Source organism: Pseudomonas ulcerans, from assembly GCF_036324125.1.
Lineage (GTDB): Bacteria > Pseudomonadota > Gammaproteobacteria > Pseudomonadales > Pseudomonadaceae > Aquipseudomonas > Aquipseudomonas ulcerans.
In genome coordinates this window covers 21,940-44,621 of record NZ_JAZDQN010000015.1, presented here as the reverse complement: position 1 = coordinate 44,621, position 22,682 = coordinate 21,940, and the positions used below count along the sequence as shown (strand labels likewise).

The window sequence follows — 22,682 nt, the reverse complement described above, 5'->3', positions numbered from 1 at the left end:
AGGATGAAAAAAACGGGTCAGGGCTACCCGGTGCATGCCCCGACCCGCATCGGCAAAAAGACCGCCTCAAGGCCTGGCCAGCGCCTGCTCGAAGGTCAGGCTTTCAAGCAGAGCCTGCTCATCGCGCTTGAACTTTTCCTCCAGCGCGGTGATTTGCGCGGCCATCTGCTCGGGCGTTTGCCCGGGGGACGTCGCGGTCACCGCCAGCACCTCGGCCTCGTAGCCATCCTTGAGCGCCTTGAAGCGCTCGGCGAAGGCTTCGCGCAGATAAGCGACCCAGAAATCGCACTGCGCGCCGAACTGCGCCAGCTGCGGCCCGGCCTCTTCCTTCAGCACCTGGTTCAGCGCCCGGCTCAATTCGCCCGGCGTCACATCGGCCACGCTGCGGAACAGCATCGAGCGCGGCGGCAACGGCAATTCCAGTTGCGCAGCCCAGCGCAGGCGGTAGGCCAGGCGCACCTCCGCTTCGTCACGGGCCATGGCCTGCTCGCGGGCGATGCGGTCCAGGGTGCTGGCGCGGAAAATCCCGCGCATCAGGCGAAACAGCGCCGGGCCGCGATTCTCCGCGCCGATCTGGCGCAGGGCCTGGCGCGTATGCACCTGCAACTCCATCTGGTTGAACTCCAGGCGGATGCCGTCGGGACAGGTCTCCTGATGGTGCAATTGCTGCAGCGGCTCCTCGGCCATGCCATTGAGGGCCAGGCGCAGCTCGACGTCCTGGTCTGCTGCCAGCAGCACGTTCCACACCCGTTCCGCCAGTTCCCCACGGGTCCCCCGGTTACGGTAATCGGCGCTGTGGCGCAGGCGGGCAATCAGTTCCAGCAACGAGCCGGCATCGCCACCCGCCACCAGCCGATTGTGCACCTGCAGGTTGCGCGCATCCTGCCCGGCGTCGCCGGTCGACCAGGGGTTGTCGGCCTCATCCTCCGACAGGGCATCCTCTTCCGCCGAAAGCCCCTCGGAGTCCGAGGAGTGGGACTCCGGCGCCATCATGAGGATGTCGTCGGGCAGGTCCATGGAGAAGGAATAGGGACGGTTGTAATGCTGCGAAGCATGCGCGCGGATCATGGTGTCGCGGGTCAGCGGGTTGTTCAGGAGGGAGATCTCCACCGCACCGTCCGGCATGCGGTGGTTTGCCAGCAGGAACTCCGGCAGCGTGGTCAGCAGGTTGTCGTCCAGGTTGAGCTGTTCGGTACCGATCGGCACCATCGCGTTGAGCCACTCGGGCCAGGTGGAAATCTGCATCTCGGCCAGGCCGAGGAAGCTCAGGTGGCGCTGGTTGAAGCCCGACATGTCGGTGATCTGCCCCAGGCGATTGCCATCGAGTTGCAGCGAAGCCAGGCTGGGAATCCGCGCCAGCACCGAGATCGCCGCCTGGTCGATGGTCAGTCCCATGCGCACCAGGGCTACCTCGCGCAGGTAAGGCATCTCGGTGAGGAACTCGGGCACGTTGGTGCGCAGCGGACGACCGGCCACCAGCGACAGCTCGACCAACTGGGGGAACTGGCGGGCGAAGCGCGCGAGCGCCGCCCGGTTGCCGGTGAAGCGGGTCAGGTCCAGGCGGGTGACACGTTCGTAGAAGAACCTCGGCAAGCGATTGGGAAAATTGCTCAGCACCAGGTCCTCCAGGCTCAGCAGCGCAACACCGCCGCCACGCAGTTCCTCGCGCCAGAACAGCAGCAGCGTCCGGGCGATGCGGTTGCGGTAGGCCACCTGGTCGACGCCCGGCACCAACGGGCCCTGCACCGGATCCCGGGCCCAGGCGCGACAGGCATCCTGCAACTGGCGGATCTCGACGACCCGGCTGTCCAGCTCCGCGTCCAGGGTCGTCGAGAGGCCCAGGTCGAAGGTGAAACGCCGCTGCAGGCGCTCGGACAGTCGCGCATCCAGCAGCGCCTGGTACTGCAGGCGATTGCCCAGCAGGACGATCCTGGTCGGTGCTTCCGTCGCCTCGGTATTGTTCAGGATGTCGGACGGCACCTCGCTTAGCCGGTTGCCCAGCAAGGACACTTCGCCAAGGCGCGCCAGTGCCTCGTTGTGCAGCCAGACGGGCCAGTTTTCCAGGCCAAGCCTGTCGAGCCCCAGGTAGTCCAGGGTCATGCCGTCCAGGGCCGACTCTCCCATCTCCATCGTGTTCATCGCCCGCAGGTCGAGCCAGCGCAACTGATCCAGGGTGGCCAGCGTGCGCATGTCCTGATGGCTGATGACGCTGCGTATTTCACGCAGGCCCAGCGCCCGCAGCCGGGGCCAGGCACGGGCGATCATCTGCGCCAGGCCGGTGCTCCACTCGCCGCGGTGGATCTCCAGCCTGGCCAGGTTGGGAAAACGCCCGGCCAGCTCCTGCACCTGGTTCTCACCGATGATCACCTGATGCGGAACGCCTTCCCGGTAGGCCACATCGTCCAGCAACAGCGACTGCACCCGGTCGCGGAAGAACGCCGGCAACTGATCCGGCAGGTCGGCCAGTTGCACCTGGGACAGGATCAGCCGCGAAGGCGGTTGCCCCAGTTCGGGCAGGATGCTGCGCCGCCAGTGTTCCCACAGCGCCAGGCCTATGCGCTCGCGGCTGTACTGGCGGCGCGCACTGAGGTTTTCATTGGCCGACTCCAGAGCCCAGCGGTCCAGGCTCGTGCGCAGTGCCTGCATCTCGTCGAGCAGGCCGTTCAGGCGCAGGTTGATCGCCGCACGGTCCAGCCCGCGGCGATAGAGGGCTTGCAGCACGTCCTCGACATACACGTCGTCCAGTTCGAGGATACGCAACTTGTCCAGCAGTTCGTCCTCGGTGAAGAAGCCCTGGCCGTTGCCGCTGAGGGGCAGGCCGATGCGTCCGTCGGCCAGGCGCATGGGCGAGCGGAACGCCGGCTTGATCGACGGCATGCCCAGCCACTCGCGCAGGCGCTGGCGCGGGGCCAGGCGTTGCGCCTGCAGCTTGCGCCACAGGGTCGCGGCGTCGGTGAGGCCAAGGCGCTCGCGGTAGACACCTGGAATGTTGTCGAACAGCACCCGGCAGAATTCCCCCGGCAGTTGCCGGTCCCAGATCACTCCGAGTTCCGGCTCCGTTCCTTCGCCGATGCCCATCAGTCGCGGGCCTTCGATCCAGCCGTCGTAGAGGCCTAAGCGCAGGTGCTTCGGCCAGTCCGGCAGGGCTTCCAGGGCATGCAGCATCAGCCGTGCGCTATCGAGGCTGATCTCCCGGTCCAGCACCAGGCCCTCGCAGGCCCGGGCGATCCGCACCTGCTGCTGGTAGAGCCGCGCCTCGTCCGCCAGGCGCAGGGGCACCCGGGCGGCGCGGGTCAACTCGTCGAGCTCCTCGGGCGTGGCGGAAGCGACGATTTCCTCGGCGATGACATGGGGCAAGGGGTGCCGGCGATGCAACACCTCTGCCGGTCGTGACAGGGGTGCCTGCGCGGCCTGGTAGTCGGCGGCGAAGGTCTCGGCGCTTGAGGTCTGCGCCAGGGCCAGGCGGCGCAGGCTGTCGGTCAGCAGTGCCGGCGGGCGCTGGCTGGCCACCAGGGTCTGGCGCAACTCGGCTTCGCTGACCCCGCTGATGCGCAGCGCCTGTCGGGCCATGTCCTCGGAGACGCTGGCCTCCAGCGGTCCCTGCCGATCGAACAGCTGCATGCCCCGCCATTGTTCCGGGGTATCGAGCTCATGCAGCCAGCCGCCGTTGCCGTTATGCCGCAGCGCGGGCTCGTAGGCCCCGGCGCGGGTCGGGTGTTCCAGGCGGTAGCCCTCTTCGCCGAGCAGGGTGCGCACCGAGTAATAGCGTCCATCCAGCGACAGCCAGCGGCGCCCCTGGAAGCTGTACAAACCTTGCGCATCGGCCTGCAACCCGGCCGGCAGGCGCACCTCGTAGGCGAAGGGCGACAGGTCTGGCTTCCAAAGTCTTACGCTGCCATCGCCCAGGGTCACCGGGCGCATGCTGCGCACCGCCAGTGGCAGGTTGCCGGGTAAACGGTGCGCCGCAGCGCCCACCACTCCTAGCGCGGCAATGATCGCCAGGTTCTCCGCGACATCCATGAAGTAACCCCAGGCCTGCTCGCGCTCACCCTTGGCCAGGCTGTCGAAGCCCTCGTAGACCTCGTAGCCGAGCAGCGCCGCATTGACCCCCAGCATCACCTGCCCCAGCACCGGCACGACGAAGGCCGCGGCATTGAGCAGGTTGAAACCCAGGCCAAGGTAATAGTCGATCTTGTCCTGGGTCGACTTGTGGTCCTGCACCGCCGTGGGCACCACGTGGAACAGGCCGTCATCCCGAAACGCCGCCATCTTGCGCTGCAACAGCACATTGAACAGCGGCGTGGCGAACACCTGCTTGCCCAGGCCCAGGGAGGCATTCGGGTCGAACTGCTCGTCGTACCAGCCACCCGGGTTCCACACCTTCGGATACAGGGTGCGCTGGAGACGCTGCATCAGGCTGGCCTGCGCCCGGGCCGGGATGAAGCGCAGGAAGTAGTTGCGCCAGGCCGGATCCTTCAGGCGCTCGCGCAGCGAGGCATGGAAGGCTTGCAGATGATCGAACACCTGCAAGGGCTGCTCCGGCTCGTCCGGCATGTAGACCACCAGGCGACCGGGCCGGAAGAACAGCACGATGCCCGTCAGTTCCACATCCCACAGGCTCAGCAGGCTGCGTTCGAGATCGCCGCTGGCCTTGCCGTTCTTTGCCACGTCCAGCAGTTCTTCGTAGCAGGCCTGGTCGATCCGCGATTGCAGGCGAGCCAGGTGCAGGGACAGCCGGAAGCTGGACTGCTCGAACAGCTTGAAGCGCCCCTGGCGATTGATCGCGGCGGCCTCGACGCTTTCTCCTGCCAGCGGCTCGGGCTGGAACAGCTGGTCGATCAGGCGCTGGTAGCGGCCGCCGAGGTCGAGGGTGCGGCACAGCGCGGCGAAGCGCTCGGGCGCCAGGTCGACATCGGTCGCCGCTTCGGTGACCTGGCCGTTGTCGCTGGTGAAGATTCGCGAGGGCCGAAGGCCGTCGCGCAGGCCGCCATCCTCGGCCTCGAACGCCTCGAAGTTCTGCAGGGCCGACAACAGCAACGACTGGGTCCCGGCCTTGACCGCCTGGAACGCCCGCACCACCGGGTCGGCAGTAGCGATATGGGACTCGGCGACCCGGGCGCGCACGGCGTTGAACAGGAAGGTCCGGCGCAGGTCGAGATCGAGGCCGAAGCTGTCCTTCAACGCCTGGCGCAGCAACGGCTCGGCGAATGCCTCCGCGCTCGGCACCCGGGCCAGGAAGCTGTCCACCACACGGGCATGCACCTGGTGCTGGCGGTATTCGTCCTGGAGGGCCGTGAGCACCGCTGGCAGTTGGGTACTGGCAGCTTCGAGCCAGGGCATCGGCGCCGGCAGTGCGCCGCGCAGGGCCTGGCGTTGCTCTGCCGGAGTTTCCAGCAAGCGCCGGGGTACACGCTGGCTGACGGTCTGGTAATGGATATCGGTGGGTTCGGGTGTGTCGGCAGTCATGGGCAAGCCCTCTCGTCCTTGAATGGGGGCGTTCAGGCTAATGAGAGGATGAATGCTTGTGAAAAGGGTTGGGCTTCCCGGTCGAGCCCCGGCAGGCCTCATCAACGGCATCACCCTTGATGAGGCCCCCGGGCCGGAAGCGGACAAATTCAGCCCTCGACCATCGAACGCTCCAGGGTCAGGTGTTCGAGCAGAGTCTGTTCATCCTTCCTGAACTGCTCTTCCAGCCCCCGGATCCGCGCCGCCGACTGCTCCGGCGTGTCGTCGGGGTAGGTGTCGATCGTGCCGATCACCGCCGCTTCGTAGCCATCCTTGATCGCCTTGAAGCGCTCGGCGTAGGCCTCGCGCAGATAGGCGCTCCAGAAATCGCAGTTGGCGGCGAAGGTCAGCAACTCCTGCCCGGCTTCTTCCAGTTGCAGCCGGGTGAAGGCCCGGTCCAGCTCTCCGGGCGCAATATTGGCGACCCTGCGAAACAGCATGCTGCGCGGCGGCAACGGCAGGTCCAGTTGCTGCGCCCAGCGCAGGCGATAGGCCAGGCGCACCTCGGCCTCGTCGCGCCCGCTGGCGTTCTCCCGGGCGATGCCGTCCAGCCGTTGCGCGCGGAACAGCCCGCGCATCAGGCGGAACAGCGCCGGTCCGCGGTTCTCCTCGGGGATCTCGCGCAGCGCCTGGCGCGTGTTGACCAGCAGTTCCATCTGGTTGAACTCCAGGCGGATACCGTCCGGACAGGTATCGTGGTTCTGCACCTGCTCCACCGGTTCCTCGGCCATGCCATTGAGGATCTGGCACAGCTCGGCATCCTGCGCGGCGGCTTCGAGTACCACCCAGACCCGGTTCACCAGCTCCAGACGGGTGCTGCTGGCGCGGTAGTCGGCGCTATGGCGCAAGCGCGCGACCATGGCCATCAGCGCCTGGGCTTCGGGGCGCGCGGAAAGCCCGGCCCAAAGGACCTCATGCTGCGCATCCTGCTCGGCATCGCCGGTTTCCCAGGTGGCCGCCGGATCCTCATCCGATACCCAATCGTCTTCCGTGCCGACGGAGTCCGCGATGTCGGAATCGGAACTGTGCCCCTCGTGCGCCATCGCGGCGATGTCCGCCGGCACGTCCATGGTGAAGGTGTAGGGCCGACCGAAGTGTTGCGAGGTATGGGCGCGGATCATGGTCTCGCGGGTCAGCGGGTTGCCATGCAGCGAAATCTCCACTGCGCCGGTGGGAGTACGGTGGTTACTCAGGACGAACTCCGGCAACTCGCTGATCTGGTTGTCGTCCAGGCCCAGCAGTTCGATACCGTTGGGCAGCATCTGTTCGAGCCAGGCCGGCCAGGTCGTGATGCCCATGCGGGAAAGACCGAGAAAACCGAGGAAATGCTGGTTGAACATGGACATGTCGTTGATCTGGCCAAGGACATTGCCATCGAGTTGCAGCGACGACAGCAGTGGCAGCCGTGCGAAAGCCTCCATGGCCGCCTGGTCGATGGTCATGCCCATGCGTACCAGCGACAGGTCGCGCAGTTGCGCCAGTTCACCGAGAAACGCGGGCACTTGCGTCAGGCCGGGCAGCCCGCCGGTCAGCGACACCTCGACCAGTCGCGGGAACTGGGTGACGAAGCGTTCGAGGGTCGGCAGTTCGGCATCGAAGCGAGTCAGCTCCAGACGATGGATGCGGGTGCGGAACCACTCCGGAAGACCGTAGGGGAAGTCGGCAAGCACGACATCCTCCAGGTGCAGCCGCGAAGCCCCGGTGATGCGCAGGGTGGTGCGCCAGTAATCCAGCAATGCCGCGGCGATGCGTTGCCGGTAGGCGCTGTGCTCGGGTGCCAGGGGCGCGGCGCCCTCCTCCGGCTGGATCCACTGCTGCAAGGCGCCGTGCAGGCGGACACGCTCCTGCACGCGCTGTTCCAGGTCGTCGTCGAGGGCCGGGGAAAGCTCCAGGTCGAACGCGTAGCGCCCGCGAAAGCGCTCCGACAGCCGCAGGTCGAGCAGCGCCTGGTAGGTGAACTGGTTGCCCTGCAGCGCCATGCGCATCGGCCTGCCCCCTTCCGGCAGCGGATCGTCGAGGATATGCAGCGGCACGTCGCTCAGGTTGTTGCCCACCAGCGACAGCTCGCCGATCCGGTCCAGCGCCAGGTTGTCCAGCCAGTGCGGCCAGACCGACAGGCCGAGCCAATCGAGACCCAGGTAATCCAGGTGGAGTCCGTTGAGCGCGGTGACCGGCATGGTATGCAGCCGGCTGCCACGCAATTCCAGCCAGCGCAAGCTGGGCAACCCGGACAGCGCACTGAGGTCATGATGGCCGATCGGCCAGGCCTGTTCGCGCAGTCCGAGGGAAGTCAGCCGCGGCCAGGCGTTGGAGATCGTCTGCGCCAGTCCCGTACCCCATTCGCCGCCGCGGATATCCAGGCTGGTGAGGAAGGGAAACTCTTCGGCCAGGGCCAGCACCGCCGGTTCGCTGATGCGCCGCTGATAATCCGTACCTTCGATCAGCATGACCTCGTCCAGCAGCAGCGTGCGCACCTGCTGGCGCAGGAACGCCGGCAGGCGCACCGGCATGTCCGCCAGTTGCACCTGGGAGAACACCAGGGCCTGGGGCTCCCGCCCGAGTTCGGGCAGCAGATTGCGCCGCCAGTAGTGCCACAGCGCCGCGCCTATCCGCTCTCGGCTGCGCTGGCGGGCTTCGCTGAGGTTTTCCCGGGAGGACTCCAGGGTCCAGCGGTCCAGCCGCATGCGCAGTTGCAGCAGCTCGTCGAGCGCCTGGTCCAGGCGCAGGTTGATGGCCATGCGATCCAGGCCGCTGCGATAGAGGCCTTGAAGAACGTCCTCGACCTGCAGGTCGTCCAGTTCCAGCATGCGCAGCTTGTCCAGCAACTCGTCTTCGGTGAAGAACGGGTTGCCGCGCCCGCTGAGGGGATAGCCGAGACGCCCGTCGGCCAGGCGCATGGGCGAACGAAACGCCGGCTTGAGCGGCTGCATGCCCAGCCATTCGCGCAGTTGGCGGCGCGCCGGCAGTGGTTGTTCGCGCAACTTGCCCAACAGCTCGGCGCCATCGGTGACCTCAAGCTGTGAACGGGTCGTCGACGGCAGCGCATCCAGCAGCGCCTGGCAGAACGCCTGCGGCGCCTGTCCCTTCCAGGCCACCGCGACGCCGTGCTCGCTACCCGCCAGCAAGCGGCCAGCGGGAGCGCCCTCGAACAGGCCGACAAGCTCTCCTGCCGGCCAGCCGGGCAGGCCTTGCATCCCGTGCAGCAGCAGACGTGCGCTGTCGAGGTTGGCCTCGCTGTCCAGGTACAGGCCTTCACAGGCCCGGGCGATCCGCACTTGCTGCAGATAGACCCGCGCCTCTTCGGCCAGACGCAGCGGCACACGGCCGGCGCGGGTCATTTCGGCCAGTTCATCACCGTTGGCCGAGGCGAGGATCTCCTCGATGACCAGGTTCGGCAAGCCACCGAACTGGCGCTTGAGCAGTTGGCCCTGGTCGGCCAGGCGCGGCTGCCGGGCCTCATAGGCGACGGCAAACGCCTCGGCCTCCAGCGCACCGGACTGGCCCAGGCTGTCGGCCAGGACCAGGCGGCGCAGGGTGTCGGTCAACAGCGCGGGCGGCCGCCGGCTGTTCACCAGGGTATGGCGCAGTTCCGCCTCGCTGACACCGCTGATGCGCAGCGCACGCAATGCCATGGCTTCGGAGATGCCGGCCTCGCGATGGCCCTGGCGGGCGAACAGTTCCATGCCGCGCCATTGTTCGGGCGTATCGGCCTCGTGCAGCCAGCCGCCATTGCCGTTGTGGCGCAGCGTCGGCTCGTAGGCCCAGGGACGCTCGGGATGCTCCAGGACATGACTACTCTCTCCGCCCATCAGCGTGCGTACCGAGTAATAGCGCCCTTCAAGCTTCAGCCAGTGACGTCCGCCATGGCTGTACAGGCCGTTCTCGCCCGGCTGCAGCCCGGCCGGCAGATCGATGTCGTAGGCGAATGGCGTCAGGTCCGGTTTCCACAGACGGACGCTGCCATCGGCAAGGGTCACCGGACGCATGCTGCGCAGCGACACCGGCAGCTTGCCGGTGAAGCGATGGGCGGCCGCCCCGGCCGCGCCCATCGCCGCCATGATCGCCAGGTTTTCCGCAACGTCCAGGAAGTAGCCCCAGGCTTGCTCGCGCTCATCCCGGGCCAGGCTGTCGAAGCCTTCGTACACCTCGTAGCCGAGCATCGCCGCGTTGACCACCAGCATGACCTGGCCCAGGCCCGGAACCACGAAGGCCGCCACGTTCAGCACATTGAGCGTGACGGAGGCGAAGTACTCCAGCTTGTCCAGGGCCGACTTGTGATCCTCGTCGGCCGTCGGCACCGCGTGGAACAGACCGTCGTCCTTGAGCACCTGGATCCTGCGCTGCAACAGGGTGTCGAACAGCGGCGTGGAGAACTCTCGCTTGCCCAGCCGCAGTACGGCATTGGGATCGAGGCGCTCCTCGTACCAGCCGCCCTCGTTCCAGACCTTCGGATACAGGGTGCGCTGGATCCGCTGCAGCACGCGCTCGCGCTGGCGAGCCGGAACGAAGCGCAGGAAGTACCGCTGCCATGCCGGCTGCTGCAGCCGATCACGCAGCGACAGATGGAAATCGCGGATGGAATGGAACTCCTGGAACGGCTGGCGCGGCTCGTCCGGCATGTACACCACCAAGCGTTCCAGCGTCGACGTAGCGGGATGGCTGCGCAGGAACAGGACGATGCCGTTCAGCTCCACATCCCACAGGCGCAGCACCGCCCGCTCCAGGGTAGCGCCGGTCTTGCCGTTGTCGGCCAGGGCCAGCAGATCGTCGTACATGTCCTGACCGATCCACGACTGCAGCCAGGCCAGGTGCAGGTTGAGACGAAAAACCGACTGGTCGAACAGCTTGAACCAGGCCTGGCGAGCACTGGCCGCCGCCTCGGCGCTTTGCTCAGGCAGCGGCTTGGGCTTGAAGGTGGCATCGATCAGGCGCTGGTAGCGGCCACCGAGGTCCAGCTCACGGCACAGGGCGGCGAAACGCTCGGGCACCAGGTTCAGGTTGAGGCCGGGCTGCGCGGCGGATCCGCTCTCGCTGAGGAATATCTGGGACGGCCGGCGGTCGTCCTGCATGCCGTCCGGCGCGGCCTCGTAGGCTTCGAAATTCTGCAGGGCCGCCTGCAACAGCGATTGGGTCGCCGCTTTCACCACCTGGAAGGCGCGCACCACCGGGTCGCCATTGTTGATATGCGCTTCACCGGCCCTGGCGCGCACGGCGTTGAACAGGAAGGTGTGGTGCACATCCAGATCCATGCCGAAGGTACTTTTCAGCGCATCGCGCAACAGCGGCTCGGCGAACGCCTCGGCGCTGGGCAATTGCCCGAGGAAACCGTCCACCACCGCACCCAGTTGCTGGTGGCGCTGGTGCTCGTCGCGCAGGCTGCGCAGCGCCTCGGGCAGGTTGACGCTGGCATTGGCCAGCCAGGGTATGGGGGCCGGCTGCACGGCACGCAAGGCCTTGCGCTCGTGCGCGGGTGCGTCCACCAGCCATTGCGGCACCCGCTGGCTGACGGTCTGGTAATGGATATCCACCGGGGTGGCGGTCTCGTCGGATGTTGCAGCGTCCTGTAGCTCGGTCATGCCGAATGCCTCTCGTCCTTGAATCGGGCATTCAGGCTAAAGGCGCGATGAGCTATTAAAAATGGCAAATTACTCATCGAAAAAGCGCGACTTCGATCAGAACTTCAAACCTTAAAAAGCCCTATGTACCACCACCTGGTACAAACGGACGACGAGAGGAACCGGCGAATCTGCCGACAGGCTTTTCCGATCCGTACGGGATGTATTATCGTGGCCCTCTTGCGCGCACTGCGCGGCCTGTAGCGAACAGGCGAATGCCAAACCGATCGAGGGTGTCATGAGTAACGAAATCAACTGGGACAAGCTGGGCTTCGACTACATCAAGACCGACAAGCGCTACCTTTCGGTATGGCGCAACGGCGAGTGGGACGCGGGCACCCTGACCGAAGACAACGTCCTGCACATCAGCGAAGGCTCCACTGCCCTGCACTACGGCCAGCAGTGCTTCGAAGGCCTCAAGGCCTATCGCTGCAAGGACGGCTCGATCAACCTGTTCCGCCCCGACCAGAACGCCGCGCGCATGGCCCGCAGCTGCGCCCGCCTGCTGATGCCGCAAGTGCCGACCGAAGCCTTCATCGAGGCCTGCAAGCAAGTGGTCAAGGCCAACGAGCGCTTCGTTCCGCCGTACGGCAAGGGTGCCCTGTACCTGCGTCCGTTTGTCATCGGCACCGGTGACAACATCGGCGTGCGCACCGCGCCGGAGTTCATCTTCTCGGTCTTCGCCATCCCGGTCGGCTCGTACTTCAAGGGCGGCATGACCCCGCACAACTTCATCATCTCCGGCTTCGACCGCGCAGCGCCACAAGGCACCGGCGCCGCCAAGGTCGGCGGCAACTACGCGGCCAGCCTGATGCCGGGCTACGACGCCAAGAAAGCCGGCTTCGCCGACGCCATCTACCTCGACCCGCTGACCCACAGCAAGATCGAGGAAGTGGGTTCGGCCAACTTCTTCGGAATCACCGCCGACAACGAATTCATCACCCCGAAATCCGCTTCCGTGCTGCCGGGCATCACCCGCCTGTCGCTGATGGAACTGGCCGCCTCGCGCCTAGGCCTGAAAGTGATCGAGGGCGACGTGCTGATCGACGAGATCGGCAAGTTCAAGGAAGCCGGCGCCTGCGGTACCGCCGCGGTGATCACCCCGATCGGCGGCATCCAGTACAACGGCAAGCTGCACGTGTTCCACAGCGAAACCGAAGTCGGCCCGGTCACCCAGAAGCTTTACGCCGAACTGACCGGCATCCAGAGCGGTGACGTCGAAGCGCCGGCGGGCTGGATCGTCAAGGTCGCCTGATCTGCCTTTCGTCGCGGGGCGCTCCTGCCCCGCGACAACTTCCCTTCATGAATTTCCTTTAACCCGGGCCTTGCCTATTCTTTGGCACAATCGAATTTCCAACCGCCGCCCAGGTAAAAGCATGCCCCGCGTACTGACAATCGAAGACGATGCCGTCACCGGCCAGGAAATCGTCGCCGAACTTTCCAGCCATGGCCTCGACGTCGACTGGGTCGACAACGGCCGCGAAGGCCTGGCCCGCGCCATCGCCGGGGGCTACGACCTGATTACCGTCGACCGCATGCTGCCGGAAGTCGACGGCCTGACCATCGTCACCACCCTGCGCAACCTGAAGATCGCCACGCCGATCCTGATGATCAGCGCCCTCTCCGACGTCGACGAACGGGTGCGCGGCCTGCGCGCCGGGGGCGACGATTACCTGACCAAGCCCTTCGCCTCCGACGAGATGGCCGCCCGGGTCGAGGTGCTGCTGCGTCGCCACAGCGTGCCGCTGACCCAGACCCGCCTGCAGGTAGCCGACCTGGAGCTGGACCTGATCAGCCACGAGGCACGCCGCGGCGAGCAGACCCTCAACCTGCTGCCCACCGAGTACAAGCTGCTGGAATTCCTCATGCGTCATGCCGGCCAGGTGATCACGCGGATGATGATCTTCGAGGAGGTCTGGGGTTATCACTTCGACCCGGGCACCAACCTGATCGATGTGCACATCGGTCGCCTGCGCAAGAAGATCGACGCGCCCGGCCAGACGCCGCTGATTCGCACCGTGCGAGGCTCCGGCTATGCCATTGCCGAACCCGCATAAGGGCTGGAGCTCGTCCACCAGCCGCCTGCTGGCGCTGTACAGTTTTCTGTTCGTGGCCTGGAGCAGCATCCTCATGGGGGTGCTGTACCTTGAGGTGTCCAGCTACCTGAACAAGCTCACCCGCCATTCCCTGATGCAACGCCAGCACCTGTTCGTGCACATGAGTGGCAAGCAACTGGACGATGCACTGATCGCCAGCCAGGCCTTCGAGGAACGCAGCTTCGACGCCTACGGGCTGTTCGACCAGCAGTTCAATCCACTGGGCGGGCAGATCCGCCAGATGCCTCCGGGCCTGGGCCTCGATGGCCGCATCCATGAACTGAAACGCTGCCTCGATGCCGACGACCCGCGCATGCCGGCGGACAGCTGCGACGGCGTGGCGCTGAAGGTGCCGGACGGACGCTGGCTGGTACTGGTGCGCGACAACGGCTCGCTGTTCGTGGTCACGCGGATCATCCTCCATGCCCTGCTCTGGGGCCTGTCGCTGACCATCATTCCCGGGATCGCCGGCTGGTACTGGCTGCGCCGACGGCCGTTGAAGCGCATCCGCGCGATCCAGGCCACCGCCGAGCAGATCGTCGCCGGCGACCTGACCCGGCGCCTGCCGCTGTCGCAACGGCGCGACGAACTGGACATGCTCGCTGCCATCGTCAACGCCATGCTCGACCGTATCGAGCGCCTGATGCATGAGGTCAAGGGCGTGTGCGACAACATCGCCCACGACCTGCGCACTCCCCTCACCCGCCTGCGGGCGCAGCTCTATCGCATTCGCCAGCAAGCCGGCGACGACGCTCCACAGGCCGAGGCGATGGAACAGGCGATCGCCGAGACCGACACCCTGATGGCGCGCTTTCGTGGGTTGCTGCGCATCAGCGAGCTGGAAGACCGCCAGCGCCGGGCCGGATTCGTCGAGCTGCAGCCGCAGGAGATCCTGGTGGAGCTGCATGACTTCTACCTGCCGCTGGCCGAGGATGGCGAGATCGCCTTGAGTCTGGAGGTGGAAGGTCCGCTGCCGCAGGTGTTCGGCGACCATGAGCTGCTGTTCGAGGCGCTGGCCAACCTGGTGGGCAATGCGATCAAGTTCACACCGGCGGGCGGCCGGGTGCGCATCGCCGCCGTGGCCGATGGAGATGGCGTGCAGATTGCGGTGGAGGACAGTGGTCCGGGGATTCCGGCGGAGGAACGCGAAACAGTGTTGAAGCGTTTCTATCGCAGCGAGGAAGGACACAAGCACGCAGGGTTCGGGTTGGGGCTGTCGATCGTCGCGGCGATCGTCGACCTGCATGGCTTTGCGCTGGAGGTGGGGGACAGCGAGCTGGGTGGGGCCCGGCTGGTGGTGCATTGTCGGGGGCAGGTCTGAAAGGCTGAGGGCCCTATCGCGGGTAAACCCGCTCCTACAGGTACCGCGGCACCTGTAGGAGCGGGTTTACCCGCGATGAGGCCGTCAAAGCCTCCGCAAGACTTCAGTCAGCCAGACGCCAGGTGGTCTCGCCCTTCTTGTCTTCCAGCACCACGCCCATGGCCGCCAGCTGGTCGCGAATCCGGTCGGACTCGGCCCAGTTCTTGTCGGTCCGCGCCTGCAGGCGCGCCTGGATCAGGGCTTCGACCTCGGCCGCATCGACCTTGCCTTCAGCACCCGCACGCAGGAAGTCGTCGGCCTCCAGTTGCAGCACGCCCAGCAGATCGCCCAGCTCACGCAGGCGCCCGGCCAGGCCGGCCGCCGCTTGCACATCGCTCTCGCGCAGGCGGTTGATCTCGCGCACCAGGTCGAACAGCACGGCACAGGCTTCCGGCGTGCCGAAGTCGTCGTTCATCGCCGCGGCAAAGCGCTCGACGAATTCCTCGCCACCCTGCGGCGCCACCCGTGGCAGGCCGCGCAGCGCGTGGTAGAAGCGCTCCAGGGCACCCTTGGAGTCGCGCAGGCTGTCCTCGGAGTAGTTGATGGCGCTGCGGTAGTGGCTCGACACCAGCAGGTAGCGCACCACCTCCGGGTGGTACTTGTCGAGCACGTCGCGGATAGTGAAGAAGTTGTTCAGCGACTTCGACATCTTCTCGCCGTTGATGCGGATCATCCCGCAGTGCATCCACGAATTGGCGTACTGCTTGCCGGTCGCGGCCTCGCTCTGGGCGATCTCGTTCTCGTGGTGCGGGAACTCCAGGTCGCTGCCGCCACCATGGATGTCGAAGCTCTCGCCCAGGCAGCAGGTGGACATCACCGAGCACTCGATGTGCCAGCCCGGACGGCCCGGGCCCCAAGGCGATTCCCAGCTCGGCTCGCCCGGCTTGACGCCTTTCCACAGGACGAAGTCCAGCGGGTCCTGCTTGGCCTCGTCCACCTCGATGCGGGCACCGATGCGCAGGTCTTCGATCTTCTTGCGCGACAGCTTGCCGTAGCCGACGAACTTGCCGACGCGGTAGTACACGTCGCCATTGCCCGGGGCGTAGGCGTAGCCCTTGTCGATCAGGGTCTGGATCATCGCGTGCATGCCGGGGATATGGTCGGTGGCACGCGGCTCCAGGTCCGGTTTGAGGATGTTCAGGCGGCGCTCGTCCTCGTGCATCGCGTCGATCATGCGCGCGGTCAGGGCGTCGAACGCCTCGCCGTTCTCGTTGGCGCGGTTGATGATCTTGTCGTCGATGTCGGTGATGTTGCGCACATAGGTCAGGTCGTAGCCGCTATAGCGCAGCCAGCGGGTGACCAGGTCGAAGGCGACCATGCTGCGGCCATGGCCCAGGTGGCAGTAGTCGTACACGGTCATGCCGCAGACGTACATGCGCACCTTGTTGCCTTCCAGCGGCTTGAATACTTCCTTGGTCTTGCTCAGGGTGTTGTAGATGGTAAGCACGAAATTTCCTCAGCTGCCCCAGGAGTCACGCAGGGACACGGTGCGGTTGAATACCGGTTGGCCTGGACGGGAGTCTTTCAGGTCGGCGCAGAAGTAGCCTTCGCGCTCGAACTGGAAGCGGTCCTCTGGCTGGGCGGCGCCCAGCGATGGCTCGGCACGACAACCACGCAGCACCTGCAGCGAATCAGGGTTGATGTTGTCGAGGAAGGTGCCGCCATCGGCGGTCTTTTCCGGATTCGCCGCCTTGAACAGACGGTCGTACAGACGCACTTCGCACTCGACGCTGCCTTCGGCCGGGACCCAGTGGATCACGCCCTTGACCTTGCGGCCCTCGGGGTTCTTGCCCAGGGTGTCCGGGTCGTAGGAGCAGCGCAGCTCGACGATGTTGCCGTCGGCGTCCTTGACCGCCTCGTCGGCGCGGATCACGTAGCTGCCACGCAGGCGCACTTCACCGGCAGGCTCCAGGCGCTTGTAGCCCTTCGGCGGCTCTTCCATGAAGTCGTCGCGATCGATGTACAGCTCGCGGGCGAACGGCAGGACGCGCACGCCCATGTCTTCCTTCGGATGGCGCGGCAGTTCGAGCTGCTCGACCTGGCCTTCCGGGTAGTTGGTGATCACCACCTTGAGCGGACGCAGCACGCACATGGCGCGCGGGGCGGTGCGGTCGAGGTCGTCGCGGATGCTGAATTCGAGCATGGACATGTCGACCACGCCGTCGGAACGGTTGGTGCCGATCATCTCGCAGAAGTTGCGGATCGACGCCGGGGTGTAGCCGCGGCGACGGAAGCCGGACAGGGTCGACATGCGCGGGTCGTCCCAGCCTTCGACGTGCTGCTCGTCCACCAGTTGCTTGAGCTTGCGCTTGCTGGTGATGGTGTAGTTCAGGTTGAGGCGGCTGAACTCATACTGGCGCGGCTTGGCCGGCACCGGCAGGTGGTCGAGGAACCACTCGTACAGCGGACGGTGGCCTTCGAACTCCAGGGTGCAGATGGAGTGGGTGATGCCTTCGATGGCGTCCGACTGGCCGTGGGTGAAGTCGTAGTTCGGGTAGATGCACCACTTGTCACCGGTCTGGTGGTGGTGGGCATGACGGATGCGGTAGAGGATCGGGTCGCGCAGGTTCATGTTCGGCGAGGCCATGTCGATCTTCGCCCGCAGCACGCGCTCGCCGTCCTTGAACTCGCCGGCCTTCATGCGCGCGAACAGGTCGAGGTTTTCCTCGACGCTGCGCTCGCGGAACGGGCTGTTGCGGCCTGGCTCGGTCAGGTTGCCGCGGTATTCCTTGGCCTGCTCCGGGGTCAGGTCGCAGACGTAGGCGTTGCCCGACTTGATCAGGTCGACGGCCCAGTCATGCAACTGGTCGAAGTATTCCGAGGCGTAGCGCACCGGGCCGGTCCACTGGAAACCGAGCCACTTGACGTCTTCCTGGATGGCGTCGATGTACTCCTGGTCCTCCTTGGCCGGGTTGGTGTCATCGAAGCGCAGGTGGCAGGCACCGCCGAATTCCTGGGCCAGGCCGAAGTTCACGCAGATCGACTTGGCGTGGCCGATGTGCAGGTAACCGTTGGGCTCTGGGGGGAAACGGGTGACGATGCTGCTGTGCTTGCCGGCGTCCAGGTCGGCCTGCACGATCGGGCGCAGGAAGTTGACGGGGACGGCAGGCGCGCCTTTGGCGGCATTGGGAGCGGTGTCGGCGGTGGGCTTGCTCATTAGGATCCTTGGCATTCCGGTGTGCGGCGCGGGTAGGCCGCGTGAAACAAAGCGCTTATCATAGCCGAAGCCGTCGCGCCGCCGACAGCACCGCGCCGACAAACCGGCCCCAATATCGGCGGTCTTCGGCAAAAAAATCCCCGCGATCAACGTATCGCCGACGCCAAAGCCGGCGTCAGGGTCTATAACGCGCTAGCGCACCCTCCTTTCCCACATGCCTTGAGAGAGCGAATTCCAGCATGGCCAAAGTCAAACTGAGCACCAACCACGGCGACATCGTCCTGCAACTGGACAGCGAAAAAGCCCCGAAAACCGTGGAAAACTTCGTCCAGTACGTGAAAGAAGGCCACTACGACGGCACCATCTTCCACCGCGTGATCAAGGGCTTCATGATCCAGGGCGGCGGTTTCGACGCCAACATGAGCCAGAAGAAGACCCGCGCCAGCATCCAGAACGAAGCCGACAACGGCCTGCCGAACAAGAAGTACTCGATCGCCATGGCCCGCACCATGGAGCCGCATTCGGCATCGGCGCAGTTCTTCATCAACGGCACCGACAACGGCTTCCTCAACCACAGCGGCAAGAACGTGCAGGGCTGGGGCTACGCGGTGTTCGGCGAAGTGACCGAAGGCCAGGAAGTGGTCGATGCGATCGAGAAGGTCGCCACCGGTTCCAAGGCTGGCCACCAGGACGTGCCGAAGGACGACGTGGTCATCGAGAAAGCCGAGATCATTGAGTGATACTGCTGATCTCCGATCTGCACCTGCAAGAAGAACGCCCGGACATCACCCGGGCGTTTCTTGATCTGCTGGTCACCCGCGCCCGGGACGCACAGGCCCTGTACATCCTCGGCGACTTCTTCGAAGCCTGGATCGGCGACGACGGCATGACGCCGTTCCAGGCCTCCATCTGCGCGGCGCTGCGCCAGCTTAGCGACAGCGGCACGCGGATCTTCCTGATGCACGGCAACCGCGACTTCCTGATCGGCAAGGCCTTCTGCAAGGCCGCCGGCTGTACCCTGCTCAAGGACCCCAGCGTGGTCGAGATGGGCGGCGAGCCGGTGCTGCTGATGCACGGCGACAGCCTGTGCACCCGCGACGAGGCCTACATGAAGCTGCGTCGCACCCTGCGCAACCCGCTGAGCCTGTGGATCCTCCGCCACCTGCCGCTGTCCACCCGGCGCAAGCTGGCACGCAAGCTGCGCAGCGAGAGCAAGGCGCAGACGCGCATGAAGGCCAACGACATCATCGATGTCACCGCCGAGGAAGTGCCACGGATCATGCTCAAGCATGGTGTGCGCACCCTGGTCCATGGCCATACCCACCGGCCGGCGATCCACAAGCTGACCCTCGACGACGGCAGCGCCGCCCGGCGCATCGTCCTCGGCGACTGGGACCGCCAGGGCTGGGCGCTGCAGGTGGATGAACAGGGCTTCCAGCTGGCCCCGTTCGATTTCGTGCCCGCGCCCAGGCTCCCCGCCGCCTGAAGGTTTCCGATGGCAACTCGCCGAAGCACTGGCGATAGCCCTCGGAGAACCGCCCCAGGTGCCTGAAGCCACACCACAATCCATCACCAGCCCGGTGACGCTGGCCTGCTCGGCCAGCAAATCGGCGGAGAGCTCCAGGCATCGCATCGAGGCAGTCGAATCCCGGGGACATGCCCAGGGACATTGTTCATCCACCGATCATGTCAAATAGCTATTCACCTACGCAAAGAAAGGTCTTAAACGGACAGACAGCAGGATTGCCGGTGCTATTTTATTGCCTCTCTGTGAACTGCTTCACACTATGGACACCGCGAACATGGATGCCGGAAACCATTGGAATAGACGGGGCGATATCCGAAAAGCCAGATGAGTAGGAACTTTATAGGGAGATAAACCGCATGACCGCTCAAGAAAAAGTCGTCGTTGGTGGCTGGACTGCTCTTCACCCGCTGGATGCCAAGGAAAAGGAAATCTTCGCGGAGGTCACCAAGCACCTCATCGGCGCGACCTACAAGGCACTGGAGGTGCGTTCTCAAGTCGTCAACGGTACCAACTACCAGTACGTCGCCGACCAGACCATCCCTGGCCACCCGCAAGTCCGCCGCGTAGCCGTCGATGTATACGCGCCGCTCAAAGGCAATCCGGTTCTCACCGGCATCAAGCCACTGCTGCTCGACTAAGTGGCTCCACTCCCGGGCGCATGGATCGCGCGCCCGGGAGTTCCCTCCTTGCCTCAATGCCCGCCTGAAGCAGGCCCCGCCTTCGCCGCGAACGGCGGCTTGGCCAGCCATACCAGCAGGATCAATCCTGCGAACACCCAGCCCATCAGGGTGAAGTAGTCCACCGTCGACATCATGTACGCCTGGCTGCTGAGCATCTGCTCCAGTTGCCGGTACGACGCGCCCCCTGCCCCACCCAGTTGCTGCAGCGCCTCGCGGGTCGCCGGCTCATAGGTGCTGATGCTTTCGCTCAGGTAGGCATGGTGCTGGTCGGCACGGCGGATCCAGATCCAGGTGGTCAGCGACGCCGCGAAGCTGCCGCCAAGGGTCCGCAGGAAAGTCGCGAGGCCAGAGCCGTCGGCGATCTGGTGCGGCGGCAGGTCCGAGAGCAGGATGCTCAGGGTCGGCATGAAGAACAGCGCCACGCCGATGCCCATGAACAGCTGCACCATGGCCACGTGCTGGAAGTCCACCTCATGGGTGAACTCGGCACGCATGAAGCAGCTCAGGCCGATCGCCAGGAACGCCAGGCCGGCCAGCAGGCGCAGGTCGAAGCGATGCGCGTACTTGCCGACGAAGGGCGACATCAGCACCGGCAGCAGGCCGATCGGCGCCACGGCCAGTCCGGCCCAGGTCGCGGTGTAGCCCATCTGCGTCTGCAACCACTGCGGCAGGATCAGGTTGATGCCGAAAAACCCGGCATAGCCGCCCACCAGCACGATGGTGCCGATGCGGAAGTTGCGATGGACGAACAGGCGCAGGTTGACCACCGGGTGCTTGTCGGTCAATTCCCAGATGATGAACACGGCGATGAACACCACCGAGACCAGGCTGCCGACGACGATGAAGCTGGACTCGAACCAGTCCAGGTCGTTGCCCTTGTCGAGGACGATCTGCAAGGCGCCGACGCCGATGATCAGGCTCAGCAGGCCGATATAGTCCATCGGCTGGCGGGCGGTCTGCACCGGCCGCGTGCGCATCTGCTGACGCACCACGGCGGCGGCGAACAGGCCGATGGGTATGTTGATGAAGAAGATCCATGGCCAGCTGTAGCTGTCGGTGATCCAGCCGCCGAGGATAGGCCCGGCGATGGGCGCCACCACCGTGACCATGGCCAGCAGCGCCAGGGCCATTCCTCGTTTCGCCGGTGGATAGACGGCGATCAGCAGGGTCTGGGTCATCGGGTACAGGGGCCCGGCGACCACGCCCTGGAGCACGCGGAAACCCACCAGTTCCGGCATCGACTGCGAGATACCGCAAAGGAACGACGCCAGGACGAACAGCAGCGTCGCCCAGATGAACAGCTTGACCTCGCCGAAGCGCCGGCTCAACCAGCCGGTCAGCGGCAGGGCGATGGCGTTGCTCACCGCGAACGAGGTGATCACCCAGGTGCCCTGCTCCGAGCTGACCCCGAGGTTGCCGGAAATGGTCGGCAACGCCACGTTGGCGATGGTGGTGTCGAGCACCTGCATGAAGGTCGCCAGGGACAGGCCGATGGTGGTCAGCAGCAGGCTCGGCGGGGTGAACGAGGCCTGGTTGCTCATCGCTGTGCAGTCTTGTCGCTGGCGCTGTTGTCGTGGATCAACCGGGCGATCAGGGTGTCGGCCTCGGCCAGTTGACGGTCATACACCTGGGTGGCGAAGGACGCCTGTTGCGGCGGTTGCTGGGCCAGGACCGGGCCGCTCTGGTCGTGCAGGTCGACGTCGACCATGGTCGACAGGCCGATGCGCAGCGGGTGCTGGGCCAGTTGCTCGGGGTTGATGTGCACCCGCACCGGCACGCGCTGGACGATCTTGATCCAGTTGCCGGTGGCGTTTTGCGCCGGCAGCAGGGCGAAGGCCGAACCGGTACCGGCGCCCAGGCTGTCGATGGTGCCGCTGAACTTCACGTCGCTGCCGTACAGGTCGGTGGTGATATCCACCGGCTGGCCGATGCGCATGTTGCGCAACTGGGTTTCCTTGAAGTTGGCGTCGATCCACAGCTGGTCCAGCGGAATCACCGCCATGGTCGCGGTGCCCGGCTGCAGGCGCTGGCCCAGTTGCACGGTGCGCTTGGCGACATAGCCGGTAACCGGTGCCACCAGGGTGGTGCGGGCATTGTTCAGGTAGGCCTGGCGCAACTCGGCGGCGGCGGCGCGCACGTCGGGGTGGGACGAGATCACGGTGTCGTCCACCAGCGCGGTGGTGGTGTTGAGCTGTTGCCTGGCATTGGCCAGGGCGCTCTGCGCCGAGGACAGGTCGTCACGGGCGTGGGACAGCTCTTCCTGGGAAATCGCCCCGCCGGCGGCGAGGGTCTTGCGGCGGTTGAAGTTTTCCTGGGCCTTCTGCAGCTCGGCCTTGCGCGCCTCGACCTGGGCCTTCTGCCCGTCGACGTTGCTGTAGAGGCCGCGTACCTGGCGCACCGCCCGGGCCAGCTTGGCCTCGGAGGACTGCAGGGCGACCTCGGCATCGCTCGGGTCGAAGCGGATCAGTTCCTGGCCGGCGTGGACCAGGTCGCCGTCGTCGGCGCCGATGCTGATCACGGTGCCGGTGATCAGCGGGGTGATTTCCACCACGTTGCCGTTGACGTAGGCGTCGTCGGTGCTTTCGCTCCAGCGCCCGTAGAGTTCGTGCCAGGCCCAGGTGCCGGCGCCGAGGGCGAGCACGATGAGCAGCAGGCCGAGCAGCCAGGTCTTGCGTTTGCGCTGGTTGTTGACGTCCTGCTCGTTGGCGGCAGTGTCCGTTGTAGTGGCCATGACGAATACC

Annotated in this window: 12 protein-coding genes; 6 read left to right on the top strand and 6 right to left on the bottom strand. The window is 65.6% G+C overall.

Going from position 1 to position 22,682, the window contains the following annotated elements; genetic code table 11:
• Nucleotides 1-66: 66 nt before the first annotated feature.
• Nucleotides 67-5,466, bottom strand: coding sequence for a dermonecrotic toxin domain-containing protein (locus V0R59_RS15550; protein WP_330075146.1), 5,400 nt, complete (start codon nt 5,464-5,466; stop codon nt 67-69).
• Nucleotides 5,467-5,615: 149 nt separating this feature from the next.
• Nucleotides 5,616-11,081 (bottom strand): NEL-type E3 ubiquitin ligase domain-containing protein, encoded by a 5,466-nt coding sequence (locus V0R59_RS15545; RefSeq protein WP_330075145.1) that lies wholly within the window; start codon nt 11,079-11,081, stop codon nt 5,616-5,618.
• A 277-nt stretch (nt 11,082-11,358) separates the two neighbouring features.
• Here V0R59_RS15545 and V0R59_RS15540 point away from each other — a divergent pair, with 277 nt between their 5' ends.
• From V0R59_RS15540 to V0R59_RS15530, 3 genes are all read left to right on the top strand, one after another.
• Nucleotides 11,359-12,375, top strand: a complete 1,017-nt coding sequence (locus V0R59_RS15540; RefSeq protein WP_330075144.1) for a branched-chain amino acid aminotransferase — start codon at nt 11,359-11,361, stop codon at nt 12,373-12,375.
• Between the two features lie 121 nt (nt 12,376-12,496).
• Nucleotides 12,497-13,177, top strand: a complete 681-nt coding sequence (locus tag V0R59_RS15535; protein ID WP_330075143.1) for a response regulator transcription factor — start codon at nt 12,497-12,499, stop codon at nt 13,175-13,177.
• Nucleotides 13,155-14,537, top strand: coding sequence for a sensor histidine kinase (locus V0R59_RS15530; RefSeq protein WP_330075142.1), 1,383 nt, complete (start codon nt 13,155-13,157; stop codon nt 14,535-14,537). Before V0R59_RS15535 ends, V0R59_RS15530 begins: the two co-directional genes overlap by 23 nt.
• Nucleotides 14,538-14,640: 103 nt before the next feature.
• On the opposite strand, the gene cysS is transcribed toward V0R59_RS15530, so the two are convergent.
• The gene (cysS, locus tag V0R59_RS15525) at nt 14,641-16,023 is read right to left on the bottom strand and encodes a cysteine--tRNA ligase (RefSeq protein WP_330075141.1); all 1,383 of its coding nucleotides are present in this window, start codon (nt 16,021-16,023) and stop codon (nt 14,641-14,643) included.
• Nucleotides 16,024-16,032: 9 nt separating this feature from the next.
• Complete coding sequence (locus V0R59_RS15520) at nt 16,033-17,733, bottom strand: glutamine--tRNA ligase/YqeY domain fusion protein (protein WP_330075140.1); 1,701 nt, start codon at nt 17,731-17,733, stop codon at nt 16,033-16,035.
• Nucleotides 17,734-17,972: 239 nt separating this feature from the next.
• On the opposite strand from V0R59_RS15520, the gene V0R59_RS15515 reads away from it, so the two are divergent.
• From V0R59_RS15515 to V0R59_RS15500, 3 genes are all read left to right on the top strand, one after another.
• Entirely contained in the window at nt 17,973-18,473 is a 501-nt protein-coding gene (locus tag V0R59_RS15515) for a peptidylprolyl isomerase (RefSeq protein WP_330075139.1), read from the top strand.
• On the top strand, nt 18,470-19,219 hold the full coding sequence (gene lpxH, locus V0R59_RS15510; protein ID WP_330075138.1) for a UDP-2,3-diacylglucosamine diphosphatase: 750 nt from the start codon (nt 18,470-18,472) through the stop codon (nt 19,217-19,219). Before V0R59_RS15515 ends, lpxH begins: the two co-directional genes overlap by 4 nt.
• A 398-nt stretch (nt 19,220-19,617) precedes the next feature.
• Nucleotides 19,618-19,899 (top strand): hypothetical protein, encoded by a 282-nt coding sequence (locus V0R59_RS15500; protein ID WP_330075137.1) that lies wholly within the window; start codon nt 19,618-19,620, stop codon nt 19,897-19,899.
• A gap of 53 nt (nt 19,900-19,952) precedes the next feature.
• Here the strand turns inward: V0R59_RS15500 and V0R59_RS15495 are convergent, their stop codons facing one another.
• Entirely contained in the window at nt 19,953-21,482 is a 1,530-nt protein-coding gene (locus tag V0R59_RS15495) for a DHA2 family efflux MFS transporter permease subunit (protein ID WP_330075136.1), read from the bottom strand.
• Nucleotides 21,479-22,672, bottom strand: a complete 1,194-nt coding sequence (locus tag V0R59_RS15490; RefSeq protein ID WP_330075135.1) for an HlyD family secretion protein — start codon at nt 22,670-22,672, stop codon at nt 21,479-21,481. The genes V0R59_RS15495 and V0R59_RS15490 overlap by 4 nt, the downstream gene beginning before the upstream one ends.
• Nucleotides 22,673-22,682 lie beyond the last annotated feature (10 nt).

Excerpts from the sequence above, each read along its gene's own strand:
- V0R59_RS15550 (WP_330075146.1), bottom strand. The coding sequence starts at position 5,466 with ATGACTGCCGACACACCCGAACCCACCGATATCCATTACCAGACCGTC.
- V0R59_RS15545 (WP_330075145.1), bottom strand. The coding sequence starts at position 11,081 with ATGACCGAGCTACAGGACGCTGCAACATCCGACGAGACCGCCACCCCG.
- V0R59_RS15540 (WP_330075144.1), top strand. The coding sequence starts at position 11,359 with ATGAGTAACGAAATCAACTGGGACAAGCTGGGCTTCGACTACATCAAG.
- V0R59_RS15535 (WP_330075143.1), top strand. The coding sequence starts at position 12,497 with ATGCCCCGCGTACTGACAATCGAAGACGATGCCGTCACCGGCCAGGAA.
- V0R59_RS15530 (WP_330075142.1), top strand. The coding sequence starts at position 13,155 with ATGCCATTGCCGAACCCGCATAAGGGCTGGAGCTCGTCCACCAGCCGC.
- V0R59_RS15520 (WP_330075140.1), bottom strand. The coding sequence starts at position 17,733 with ATGAGCAAGCCCACCGCCGACACCGCTCCCAATGCCGCCAAAGGCGCG.
- V0R59_RS15515 (WP_330075139.1), top strand. The coding sequence starts at position 17,973 with ATGGCCAAAGTCAAACTGAGCACCAACCACGGCGACATCGTCCTGCAA.
- V0R59_RS15500 (WP_330075137.1), top strand. The coding sequence starts at position 19,618 with ATGACCGCTCAAGAAAAAGTCGTCGTTGGTGGCTGGACTGCTCTTCAC.
- V0R59_RS15495 (WP_330075136.1), bottom strand. The coding sequence starts at position 21,482 with ATGAGCAACCAGGCCTCGTTCACCCCGCCGAGCCTGCTGCTGACCACC.
- V0R59_RS15490 (WP_330075135.1), bottom strand. The coding sequence starts at position 22,672 with ATGGCCACTACAACGGACACTGCCGCCAACGAGCAGGACGTCAACAAC.